The 11084-nt window shown below is 65.2% G+C and carries 12 protein-coding genes and 1 pseudogene; 8 read left to right on the top strand and 5 right to left on the bottom strand.

Annotation, left to right across the window (positions count from 1 at the left end):
• Positions 1-3: 3 nt before the first annotated feature.
• Positions 4-621: a recombinase family protein gene (locus E3O06_RS18100; protein WP_420898893.1), complete on the bottom strand. Its 618-nt coding sequence runs from the start codon at positions 619-621 to the stop codon at positions 4-6.
• Between the two features lie 243 nt (positions 622-864).
• Between E3O06_RS18100 and E3O06_RS18095 the strand changes: the two genes are divergently transcribed.
• Positions 865-1107, top strand: a complete 243-nt coding sequence (locus E3O06_RS18095) for a universal stress protein (protein ID WP_134504321.1) — start codon at positions 865-867, stop codon at positions 1105-1107.
• Between the two features lie 83 nt (positions 1108-1190).
• Here the strand turns inward: E3O06_RS18095 and E3O06_RS14540 are convergent, their stop codons facing one another.
• Positions 1191-1493: a P-II family nitrogen regulator gene (locus E3O06_RS14540; RefSeq protein WP_134504106.1), complete on the bottom strand. Its 303-nt coding sequence runs from the start codon at positions 1491-1493 to the stop codon at positions 1191-1193.
• Positions 1494-1498: 5 nt separating this feature from the next.
• Complete coding sequence (locus E3O06_RS14535) at positions 1499-2443, bottom strand: sodium-dependent bicarbonate transport family permease (RefSeq protein ID WP_134504105.1); 945 nt, start codon at positions 2441-2443, stop codon at positions 1499-1501.
• A gap of 120 nt (positions 2444-2563) precedes the next feature.
• Here E3O06_RS14535 and E3O06_RS14530 point away from each other — a divergent pair, with 120 nt between their 5' ends.
• On the top strand, positions 2564-2848 hold the full coding sequence (locus tag E3O06_RS14530; RefSeq protein WP_134504104.1) for a helix-turn-helix transcriptional regulator: 285 nt from the start codon (positions 2564-2566) through the stop codon (positions 2846-2848).
• An 86-nt stretch (positions 2849-2934) separates the two neighbouring features.
• On the top strand, positions 2935-3810 hold the full coding sequence (locus E3O06_RS14525; RefSeq protein WP_198415829.1) for a DUF6671 family protein: 876 nt from the start codon (positions 2935-2937) through the stop codon (positions 3808-3810).
• Between the two features lie 284 nt (positions 3811-4094).
• On the opposite strand, the gene E3O06_RS17790 is transcribed toward E3O06_RS14525, so the two are convergent.
• Together E3O06_RS17790 and E3O06_RS18465 are read right to left on the bottom strand one after the other, a co-directional pair.
• Complete coding sequence (locus tag E3O06_RS17790; RefSeq protein ID WP_338144871.1) at positions 4095-4304, bottom strand: OST-HTH/LOTUS domain-containing protein; 210 nt, start codon at positions 4302-4304, stop codon at positions 4095-4097.
• 34 nt (positions 4305-4338) lie between these two features.
• Positions 4339-4509: pseudogene (locus E3O06_RS18465) on the bottom strand (NYN domain-containing protein); the annotation flags it as partial.
• 178 nt (positions 4510-4687) lie between these two features.
• On the opposite strand from E3O06_RS18465, the gene E3O06_RS14515 reads away from it, so the two are divergent.
• From E3O06_RS14515 to E3O06_RS14495, 5 genes are all read left to right on the top strand, one after another.
• Entirely contained in the window at positions 4688-5872 is a 1185-nt protein-coding gene (locus tag E3O06_RS14515; RefSeq protein WP_134504103.1) for a MalY/PatB family protein, read from the top strand.
• Positions 5873-5940: 68 nt separating this feature from the next.
• Positions 5941-7302, top strand: coding sequence for an O-acetylhomoserine aminocarboxypropyltransferase/cysteine synthase family protein (locus E3O06_RS14510; RefSeq protein WP_134504102.1), 1362 nt, complete (start codon positions 5941-5943; stop codon positions 7300-7302).
• A gap of 20 nt (positions 7303-7322) precedes the next feature.
• Positions 7323-7898, top strand: coding sequence for a hypothetical protein (locus E3O06_RS14505; protein ID WP_134504101.1), 576 nt, complete (start codon positions 7323-7325; stop codon positions 7896-7898).
• On the top strand, positions 7898-9955 hold the full coding sequence (locus tag E3O06_RS14500; RefSeq protein WP_134504100.1) for an ATP-binding cassette domain-containing protein: 2058 nt from the start codon (positions 7898-7900) through the stop codon (positions 9953-9955). Before E3O06_RS14505 ends, E3O06_RS14500 begins: the two co-directional genes overlap by 1 nt.
• Positions 9952-10872, top strand: a complete 921-nt coding sequence (locus tag E3O06_RS14495; protein ID WP_166788223.1) for an ECF transporter S component family protein — start codon at positions 9952-9954, stop codon at positions 10870-10872. Before E3O06_RS14500 ends, E3O06_RS14495 begins: the two co-directional genes overlap by 4 nt.
• Positions 10873-11084: the final 212 nt, after the last annotated feature.

Raw genomic sequence — 11084 nt, 5'->3', positions numbered from 1 at the left:
TCCCTAGTTTAGTCGCGGTCGGTGTGGGCCTTGCTGTGTGTATTGAACCGCTCGGAATGCCTGGCCGGGCACGCTTCGTTCCGGTGAGGTTGACAGGTGAACTTCACCTCCGGCCAACCGTTCAACGAACGCGACCGTCTCGGCCGAGGGTCCGGCGGACACCCTTATCGGTGCGCGGATGAGGATCGAGGGCCGAAACCCCCCTCCCCGGTAGAGCTGGTTCCAGCGTTGCAGGGTCCGAGCCGGGATCCCGGTCTCCCGGGCGAGGGCGGCGGTGATCCCGGCGTTCACGCGTTCCGTGATCAGCTCGCGTTCGTACCCAGCCAGGGTGGCGAGCATGTTGAGCATCAGCCGGCCCGAGGTCGTCGACGGGTCGATGCCATCCGAGACGCTCTTCACCTGCACGTCCCGCTCTCGAAGCAGCTTCACCGTGTTCAGCACATCGATGAGTGACCGGCCAAGCCGATCGACTCGCCAGACGACGACGGTGTCACCGGGCTTGGCATAATCGAGGAGCTTCTTCATCCCCGGGCGGAAGATCGCGGTCCGACTGCCCGAGGTGACGTCGGCGAAAATGTCACGCTCCTGGACACCGGATTTGACCAGGGCGTCGACCTGCAGCTTCGCGTCTTGGCTTCTGGTGCTGACCCGTGTATACCCGAGATGTCTAACCAGGCCATGCTGCCTCAGAAACTACTAGAAGCAGCGAAGCAAAGGCACTTTGCGGTAAGACATGTTTCCAAGACAAATCGAGCCCCGGAAATCCACCACTTCTTTCCGCGACTTCGGACACGTTTCGCGTGCCTCAGAAAGCTTTAGCTTTCTGCGACAGCAACTACAACACCCGCCGCTTATCGCGGGCGACTGGGACGCCGTATCCGACGTAATCAAGCGTTCTACGGACGCCGTCGCTGCCTACGTGTCACGTCGTCCTCAAAAAGCCTAATTGCCCTCTCACGAGACTCTCGTATCCTCGTTGTTGGATCCCGCAGCCGTGGTGGCCTCGCGGGGATGCCGCTTGGCTCTGTAAGTGAGCAGTGCGTGCGGCACGCGACGTGCCCGGTTCTGGTCGTGCGGCAGCGCGATCTGAAGGTGGCACACGTTTAAAAGCGATTTGTAATACATGGCCACTGTCCATCGGCGGACACCCACCCCGCAGCCAGTATCACCGGTGGGTCTAGCGTTGGGTCTCAGAATTTCTCCGGTCGGAGTACTTCGATATCGCTCATGAAGAGGATCATGGCGTAATTGTCGTAGTAATGCTCCTGCAAATAGGCGGCGATTTCGCCAGCCGTCGCTGCGTCGCACACCACCTCGATGCGGATGTTGCCACTGGCCTCCCAGCCGGCGTTGCGAGTACCTCGGCTCCCCTTGCCACGAGCGTCGGTGATGGTATACCCGTGGGCGTGAAGCCGATCGATATCCCGGACAAGAGTTGCCTCGAGGGCGGCTTCGGTAACGACGGTCAGCAGCTTGCGTATATGGCGTTGCATCGGGTTCAACCTTTCGCGAACGTATGAGCCCACACGGCGAGGGCGTGGTAGAGCGGGATTCCAAGCAGGACGTTGAACGGGAATGTTATGCCGAGGGCACCGGCCAGTGACAGGGTGGGGTTGGCCTCGGGTACGGAGATGCGCATGGCCGCCGGTACCGCGATGTAAGACGCACTCGCCGCCAGAGTCGCCAGGATGGTCGTTCCGCCGATGGAGAGGCCCAAAGACCACCCCAGCCACGTTCCCACCAGCGCCGAAAAGAGCGGCATTACGATTCCGAAGACGACCAGGAATGGGCCGTGTCGGCGCAGGCTTCCCATCTGTGTCGCCATAATCAAGCCCATCTCCAGGAGAAAGAGGGCGAGAATTCCCTTGAAGAGATCAACGAACAGCGGTTCGATCGACGACAACCCGTCCGGGCCAGCTACCCAGCCAATAAGCAGCCCGCCCAGTAGCAGCACGATGCCTTTCCCCAGAAAGACTTCATGGGCGATCGACTTCCAACGTGTCTGACGCGAGAGGCCTCGGGCGAGAACAATTCCCACCAGAATTGCTGGCACTTCCAACAGCACCAGAAGCAGCGGCATGTGTTCTTCGAACGAGATCTGTTGGCTGCCGAGATAGGCGACGGCCACGGCGTAGGTGCCCACGCTCACGGAGCCGTAATGGGCGGCGATAGATGCCGCATCCGCTCGTTTGAATCGGCCCAGATAACGCAGCACGGGGAACGCGAGCAGGGTGAGGCCAAAGCCCATGGCCACCACGGTGAGCATCTGTGGCAGCAGGCTGGCGAAAGGCTGCTTGGCGAGTTCCACGCCGCCCTTGAGCCCAATGGCGAGCAACAGCACGATACTGACGAACTCGTAAATCGCCGCCGGAAGGCGCAACTCCGAGCGCAACAGGCCGGCAACGGCCCCGAGCAGAAAGAAAAGGATGATGGGATCGATCACATTGTTGCTCTCTGATTTGTCCTGCTCGTAGTCCGAAGTGACCAACCCTTCGATGCACGCTGACTAATGCATGCTAACAGTAGCGTGTTTTGCGGAGCGTGTGTCGTCTATGATGAGACAATGGCCGACTGGACCTTTCTCACTAATCACGCACATGTTCTGCTCTGCGTCTCCCAAGACTCCGGGATGCGGTTGCGCGATATCGCAGTGCACGTGGGCATCACCGAGCGCGCCGCCCAGCGCATCATCGCCGAACTCGTCGCAGATGGCTATCTCACGCGTCGACGCGATGGACGGCGCAACAGCTATCAGCTCCACCCAGAGCTGCCTCTCAGGCATCCCCTGGAACGCCACCACCAAATTGGCGAGCTTCTCAGAGCGCTTGGATCCTTGGGCCGTGAATAGTCACCGCGATCGAAACCGCCAGCCCTTGTGGCCCCGTCCTCGAACAGTCTGTGCCAACACCTCGTGCTCAGCAGGGCAGGTGAGTTGTGGTCTGCAATGATTCAGACAATTCGGACTCGATCTCCATCTACTCCGGTAAACGGGTCGCTCTGCTGACCCAGCATGGCAAGGAGCGCGTGGTCGGTCCTGTGTTGGAGCGGGAGCTTGGTTGCCGGGTCGAACACACCGTGGGCTACGACACGGATCTACTCGGTACTTTCACCCGCGATATCCCCCGCTCCGGTACACAGCTTGAGGCAGCACGCAAGAAAGCGCGCGTCGGTATGGAATTGTCGGCACTATCTTTGGGCCTTGCCAGCGAGGGGTCGTTTGGTCAGGATCCGTTTATGGGAATGTTCCCCTGGAACGTTGAACTCCTCGTCTGGATCGACCGTGAGCGCGAGTTGGAGGTCGTCGGTATGGCGCAAGGCAAGGCGAATTTCTCCCACCTGCTGACGGCGGACTGGGCAACGGCCAAAACGTTCGCCCGCAAATTGAGGTTCCCCGAACACCACGTGGTCGTACGCCCGGAAAGCGAGCACGACCCCCGCATTCGCAAGGGAATCGCCACCTGGACGGAACTGGAAATCACCTTTGCGTGGGCGCTGGCGCAATCGGAAAACGGCCACGTTTTTCTCGAGACAGACGTGCGCGCGCATGCCAATCCGATGCGTATGGAAAACATCCGTCTCGCGGCCGAAGACCTCGCACAGAAGCTTCGCTCGTTGTGCCCAGCCTGCGGAACTCCAGGTTTCTGGAAGGTAGAGCGGGTGGCAGGACTGCCCTGCAGCGTCTGCCACGCGCCTACGAACGAGACCCGCGCTGAAACTCAGGGATGCCTCATCTGCCCGCATCGCTACACTCGCGAGCTCACCGACCGAAGCTACGCCGACCCGCGTTTTTGCGACAACTGCAACCCGTGACGTTGCCCATGCCCTCAACACGCTGGTCGCGCAGATGATGTGCGACAGGTGGGCTGCCACGAGAGCCGCATCGGGGCTTAGGCTCAATACCGTTCAGACAAGCGTTTGAACGGTGATTCCTGGGGCGCGGAGGGATTGCGGCCATTGGGCGTAGTGGAAGCGTTTGGCTCGCCACTTCGAGATCTTGCGATTGATAAGTTAAGGGCTTTATCGCCGTCGTCGAGCGCGGTTCAGCCGCCGGACCAGGACGAGTATCGCGTGCTCTCGCCCCGGTCGCGACCGGTTCAGTCACCGTTCTTCTTTTTGTTTTGTACCTGCAGTCCGCCGGAGGGTCGGGTCTCGATGAGGAAGAGTTCCGTCGCTCGAACCAGGTCGGAAAGTTTTGTGTAGCCCCAGTTTCGTGAATCGAAGTCGGGCTGTTGCTTGCGCATTAGCTGGCCCACCGTGGCAAGGTTCGCCCATCCGTCCTCTCCCGATGCGGTGGTGACGCTTATCCGTAGCCCGGAGATAAGCTTCGTGTCGCTGCGCAGTTTCGGGGGGCTTCCAGCTGCTTAAGTTCGGCTTGGTCCAATCGCCGTAGACCCGCTTGACCGAGGCAGTGCCGAAACGTGCGACCTCGGCGAGAATGGCGCCGATCTTTGCAGGCGGCACATTGTCAGCGTCGACAAGGACGGCGAGGAGATCGTTCGGCTGCACCATGTGACAAGCATGGCAGTCAGCGCTCAACAATTGGCCCTGCCCGCTCGGGGTTCCCCTGCGGGCGGCGGTCCGTGTGAGATTTTTGGGCATTTCGGGACCGAGGCGGTGTCCAAGTTCATTGTGTCGAATGTTTACGTGCGTGTTCGCTTATTCGCGCTCGCGGGAACAAGCTGTGGTCATGTCAGTCATCACGGTCGCACCGCTGGAGCATATCCGGCGCGAGCGCAGCAGCATCAAGTGGACTCGGTTTCCCGCCGACGTACTTCCCTTGTTCGTTGCCGAGATGGACTACCCCCTCGCTCCCGCCATCGTCGCCACCCTGGTCGAGCGCGTGCAAGCCTCCGACACCGGCTACCTCGACGGTCCCGGTCCGCTCGCGCCCGCTTTCGCCGCGTTCGCCCTGAATCGCTGGGGCTGGACCGTCGACCCGAGCCACGTGCACCTTGCGACCGACGTGAGCGTCGGCATCGTCGAGGCTTTGCGACTGGCCGTGCCTGCTGGCGGACGGGTAGCGATCACCCCGCCGGTCTACCCGCCGTTCTACGAACTCGTCGAAGAGGCCCTCGCGACCGTCGCCCTGACCCCGCTGATCGAGCACGGTGACACCTGGCTGTTCGACTTCGCGGCGCTGGAACTCAGTTTCGCTGCCGGCGTCGATGCCTTCCTCCTGTGCAACCCGCACAACCCGCACGGCATCGTGTGGGCCAGGGCCACACTCGAAGAACTCGCCCGGCTCGCGGCCCGGTATGACGTCTTCGTGATCTCCGACGAGATCCACGCCCCGCTCACCTACCCCGGCGCCACCTTCACTCCGTTTGCCCCGCTCGCCCTGGCCGCTGGCGCGCGCGCGGTGACCGTGACCTCGGCGAGCAAAGGCTGGAACGTAGCCGGGCTCAAGTGCGCCATCATCGTCGCTGCCGATGACGCCACCAATGAGCTGCTCAACTGCCTGCCGGAGGAGGTCGCCTGTCGCACCAGCATCCTCGGACTGCACGCGAACATCGCCGCGTTCGGTTGTACCGACTGGCTCGACAATGCCATCGAACAAATTGTCAGCAACGATGCTCTGTTGGATTCCCTGCTCCGCGAACACCTGCCCGCCGTGATCTATCACCGGCCGCGCGCCAGCTATCTTGCCTGGATGGATCTTCGCCAGATCGGTCTCGGGGACAACCCCTACCAGCGAATTCTCGACGATGCCCGCGTCGCCCTCAACAGCGGTGAGTCGTTCGGGCTCGGCGGCCAGGGCTTCGCCCGCCTCAACCTGGCATGCTCCCCCGACACCCTGCGCGAGGCCGTGGCCCGCATCGCGGCGCTCGTCGCGAGGGAAGCCGCCGCCGCACCGCCGAGCGCGGCCGCCTGATGCCCTCCACAACGGATGCCCATCCGCAGCCCCACACGAAATCACCGCCCGACGCAACAGGAAGTTCCATGCCAGCACCAGCATCCGCTTCGCTACTCAAATCTGACGCCACCGAGGTCGTCGCGCCGATCACCGACTGGGACGGCTTCAGCTTCGATACCCGCCAGGTGCACGTGGGCGAATATGCAGATGAGAACCGCGGCGCGCGCATTCCGCCGCTCACCCTGAGCGCCGGCTACGTCTTCGACTCCTTCGATGACGGGGCCGCCCGGTTCAACGGCGGTTCACGCGAACCCATCTACTCCCGGCAGGGTAACCCCACCAACGCGGTCGCCGAGCAGCGCCTCGCGTCGCTCGAGGGCGGCACCGCCTGTGTCGCCGTGTCGAGCGGGCAGGCCGCGATCAGCGCCGCCCTGTTCGCCCTGGCCGAGTCGGGCGAGCACATCGTCTCGACCGCGAGCATCTACGGCGGTACCCGCATTCTGCTCGGACGCAGCTTTCGCCGCATGGGCATCGAGGTCGACTACGTCTGGGACACCGATTCCGACGCCGCCTGGGACGCAGTCATTCGGCCGGAAACCAAGGCCATCTTCACCGAAACCATCCCGAACCCGCGTAACGACGTCGTCGACATTGCCCGCATCGCCGCCGTCGCCCGCCGCCACGGCATTCCGCTCGTCGTCGACAACACCGTGGCGACGCCCTACCTGATTCGCCCGTTCGAGCACGGCGCCGACATTGTCGTGCACTCGACCACGAAGTTTCTCAGCGGCCACGGCGCCGGGGTATCGGGCGCCATCATCGACGGCGGAACCTTTGACTGGGCGGCGAGTTCACGCCGCTACCCGCTGCTGACCGACTCGCTGCGCCCCGGCCTGCCGTCGCTGCTCGAGCGGTTCGGCCCGGCCGCCTACGCCCAGTATGTGCGCGAGGCCGTCGTCAACGATGTCGGCCCGTCACTCTCACCGTTCAACGGATTCTTGCTGCACCAGGGCATCGAAACCCTATCGCTGCGCATGGAACGCCACGTCGACAACTCCCTTGCCATCACGCACTGGCTTGAAGAACAGCCCGAGGTCGAGGTCGTCGACTACGCCGGCCTGCCCAGCAGCCCGCTGCACGACGTCGCGCAGAAGTACTACAACGGCCGCACCGGATCGGTCTTCGCCGTCACCGTCAAGGGCGGGACCGAGGGTGCCCGCGCCTTTACCAACGGCCTGCGCGTGTTCAGCCGCATGACCGGCATCGGCGACACCCGCTCCATGGTGCTGCACCCGCTCACCACCACCCACGCTTCGTTCGCCCCCGATCTGAACGCTCGCCTCGGCATCACCGCCGGAATGCTGCGCCTGTCGGTCGGCATCGAAGCGCTCGACGACCTTCTGCTCGACCTCCGCGGGGGGCTCGACCGAGTCGCCGGCATCCTCTAAACGCTAGGTATTCTGGATTCATGAACCTCACTTCGCCATTTTTCACCGCGACCACTCGCACCGTTTCAACACTGGGTGCCCTGGTGCTGCTTGCCGCCCTAAGCGGATGCGCCACCGCTGATTCCGGCGCTGCTGCCAGCTCGTCGGCATCCGCTGCCGCGACCGCCACGGCTGAAGCGGATGCCGCGGCCGGCAATTGCGCCGGCGTCACCGTTGTCGTCGACTTCGGCACCCTTGACGCCGATACGGTCACCGAGTGCGTCGACGCGACCGAGCCGATTGCCGCGAGCCAGACCCTCGCCACGACCGGCGTCACGACCGAGGGCAGCGTCGAATACGGCGACCAGATCGTCTGCCGCGTCAACGAACGCCCGGCCGCCGACGAAACCGTCGTGGTGGAGGGCGAGGAATCTTTCACCGAAACCTGCGCGTCGATGCCGCCGGCCTACGCCTACTGGGCCCTTTGGGTGAAGGCCGCCCCCGACGCCGACTGGGACTATGCCATGGAGGGCCTGGGCACGCTTGAGGTCGAACCCGGCCAGTCGGTCGGCCTCGTCTACACCACCGGCATCGAGACTCCCACGCCCGGCAGCTAGTGTTGCGCCTGCGCCTGGCCCCGCTGCGCGCGGCAGTCGTGCTCGCAGTCGGCTTCGTGCTGCTGCGGGTCGTCTACCGGGTGGTTTTCGGCGGCGCCGGCGCCGGCACGGGCGCACTGCTGCTGGATCTTCCGCGGCTGCGGCTGGACGGACCGTTCAGCCACATCACCCTGCTGGGCCCGATCACCCTGCTCGGGCTCGGCAACGCGGCGCTCAGCGCACTGCCGGTCGCCGCCGTCATCGTGTTCTTCGGCCTGCTCAACGCGGTCATCAACGTGCAGTCGCTGTTCGCCCGCGGTGCCGGCCGTGGGCCGTTGCGGGCCATTTCACGCTCCCTCGTGATCGCCTGGGCCACCTTTCCGGCGCTTCTGGAATCGGTGCGGCGGGTGCGGGTCGCCCGTGCCCTGCGCGGCGAGCGATCCATCGCGTCGCTGCTCGTGCCCATCTTTGAGCAGACAATAGAACGCGCGCTCGCGTTGGCCACGTCGATGGAGACCCGCGGATTCGCGGCCACCCGCGTCGTGACCGGCGTATGTGAGGCGCCGGTGGTGCTCCGGGATGCTGCGCTGAACTTCGGTGCCCTGCCGGGCGACACGAACTGGCACCTCGACGAACTCAACGTCACGCTGGCGCCCGGCACCCTCACCGTGATCGTCGGCGCCACCGGATCGGGAAAGACCAGCCTGCTGCACAGCATGAGCGGCCTGTTCCAGCACTTCTACGACGGCGTTCAGCACGGGCGCATCGACATCGCCGGCGCCGACCGGGCGTCGACTCCCCCGCGTGACACCGCGGGATTCGTCGGGCTCGTCGCGCAGAACGTTCGGCTCGGCTTCGCGTCCGAAACGGTGCACGACGAGATCGGCTTCGCCCTCGCCGTGCGCAACGTGGCCGCAGAAATCGTGCATGCCCGCGTTCTGGAGGTCGCCGCCCGGCTGAAAATCGTTCCCCTGGTCGACCGTTCGATCGAGCAACTCTCGGCCGGTGAAGCCAGCCTCGTCGCGATCGCAGCGGCCCTGGTGAACCATCCCATCCTGTTGCTCGTCGACGAACCCCTCGCCGACCTCGACACGGCCGCCCGCGAGCGGGTCTGCACCGTGCTCGGCCAGCTCGCCCACGAGGCCGGCGTCTGCGTCGTCATCGCCGAACACAACACGCGCGAGTTCGCCGGGGTAGCGGATGCCTGGCTCCAGATTCGATGCAGCCGCCTGCACGAGCTCTCGCCGGACGAAATCAGCACGACGGTAGCACCGGGGAGCAACGCAGACTCGGATGGCCCGCGCCCCGCCGATTCGCCCGCGTGGGCCACAGCACTCGCATCGGTGGGAAACGTTCCTGGCCTCGCAGCAGGCGAGGCGGACGCGACTCGAACTACCGGAAACAGGCCTGCAGAACCGCTCGCGAGCATCCGTCGGCTGAGTGTGCGGCATCAGGCTGATGTGGTCGTGAACGACGTGTCCTTCGAGGTGCAGGCGGGCGAGCTGATCGCCCTGCGCGGCAACAATGGTGCCGGCAAGAGCAGCCTGCTGCGCGCGATCGCACTGCCGACGGCTGCTGACACCGTCATCGTCACCGGTCATGATGTTCTCTCGCTCAAGCGGCGGACCCGCCGGCAGGCCGTGGCCCTCGTGCCGGAGAACTTCGACGACCTTCTGTTTGCGATCACCGTGGCCGAGGAATGTCGCCGCGCCGATCGCGGGCTGGCCGGCGCTGACACAGCACAGACTTTTGCGCACCTGCTCGGCTTCGACACCAAAACGGATGCCGGGCGACTGCTCGAGCGCCACCCGCGCGACCTCTCGGCCGGCGAGCGTCTCTGCCTCGTGATGGCCATTCAGCTCGCGGCCCGGCCGGCCCTGCTGCTCGTCGACGAACCCACCCGCGGCCTCGACCGCGCGGCGCGCACCCTGGTCAGCGCGGCACTGCTGACGGCCGCAAGCCACAGCGCCGCGGTCATCTTCGCCACCCACGACGACGACTTCGCGCGGGGGTTGGCCAAGCGCACCCTGCGGATGCAGGCCGGCCGGCTGTCTTCGCCGATCGAGGTGCGCCGGTGACAGGGCCGCGCGGGCCCCGCGGCGATGTCTCTGGCACCCCAGGCGCCAGGGCTTCGAGCGGGATCGTACTCAGCGACCGTTTACGTGAGCAGGCGGATCGCGCACAGCCGCGCCGCAGCATCCGCTGGACCGAGTGGATCCTCGGTGGCGGCAGCGTGCTCGCCGCGGCCGCCTTCGCCTGGCCGTTCTTCGTCGGGGCGGTGCCGGCCGACGCGCAGGTCGCGGTTCCGATCGTGGCGTTCGCACTGATTCCGGCGCTCATCGTGGCCCTCGCGCTCACCCTCGACCGGGAGATGTACACGGCGAAGACCGTCGCGCTGCTCGGCGTGCTCTCGGCCGTCGGCGCCGCGGTGCGCATCGCGGGCGCCGGCGTCGGCGGGGTCGAGGCGGTGTTCGTGCTGCTGATTCTGGCCGGCCGGGTCTATGGCGCCCGGTTCGGTTTTCTGCTCGGTCTGCTCACCATCGCGGTGTCCTCGGTGCTCTGGGGCGGCTTCGGCCCGTGGACCCCGTTCCAGATGTTCGCTTGCGGCTGGGTCGGTGCCGGAGCCGGGCTGCTGCCGCGCAGGACGAAGGCGTCTCCCCCGATCGAACCCGGGCGGCGTGCGACCGCGCAGCGCTCGCGCCGCCGCTGGGAAATCGTCGTCCTCGCCGCCTACGGCGTGGTCGCCTCGTATCTGTTCGGGCTCATGATGAACCTCTGGTTCTGGCCGTTCGCCGTCGGCAGCGGCACCGGCATCTCCTACGCGGCTGGCGCCGACGCCGGCCAGAACCTCGCCTCGTTCGCGCTGTACTCGCTCGTCACGTCGACCCTCACCTGGGACACCGTTCGCGCTATCACCACGGTCGTCGGCATCACCCTCGTCGGCCCGGCCGTGCTCGCCGCCCTACGCCGCGCCCGCCTGAGCCCACGCCGCTGACCCGTCACCCGTTTCACGCTGCGCGGGAGTTGCGCAGCTGCGCGGGAGGCGCAACTCGCGCGCACTGGCTGAGGTCCCGCGTTGCGAGTTGCGCGGGAGTTCCGGCCAGAACCGATCTCCCGCGTACCCTCTGCGTCAGGCTGGTTGTGAGTCAGTTCATGATCAGTAGGAGGCAGGGAAATGTCTATTAGTTCAGGGTTCACGACGGCGGA

It is taken from the genome of Cryobacterium glaciale, assembly GCF_004402535.1.
GTDB lineage: Bacteria > Actinomycetota > Actinomycetes > Actinomycetales > Microbacteriaceae > Cryobacterium > Cryobacterium glaciale.
The sequence above is the reverse complement of the archived record's forward strand: the minus strand, read 5'-3'. Positions and strand labels throughout refer to the sequence as shown.

Coding starts and splice junctions, on each gene's coding strand:
- E3O06_RS14540 (WP_134504106.1), bottom strand. CDS start 1,493: ATGCAACGCCATATACGCAAGCTGCTGACCGTCGTTACCGAAGCCGCC.
- E3O06_RS14530 (WP_134504104.1), top strand. CDS start 2,564: ATGGCCGACTGGACCTTTCTCACTAATCACGCACATGTTCTGCTCTGC.
- E3O06_RS14515 (WP_134504103.1), top strand. CDS start 4,688: ATGTCAGTCATCACGGTCGCACCGCTGGAGCATATCCGGCGCGAGCGC.
- E3O06_RS14510 (WP_134504102.1), top strand. CDS start 5,941: ATGCCAGCACCAGCATCCGCTTCGCTACTCAAATCTGACGCCACCGAG.
- E3O06_RS14505 (WP_134504101.1), top strand. CDS start 7,323: ATGAACCTCACTTCGCCATTTTTCACCGCGACCACTCGCACCGTTTCA.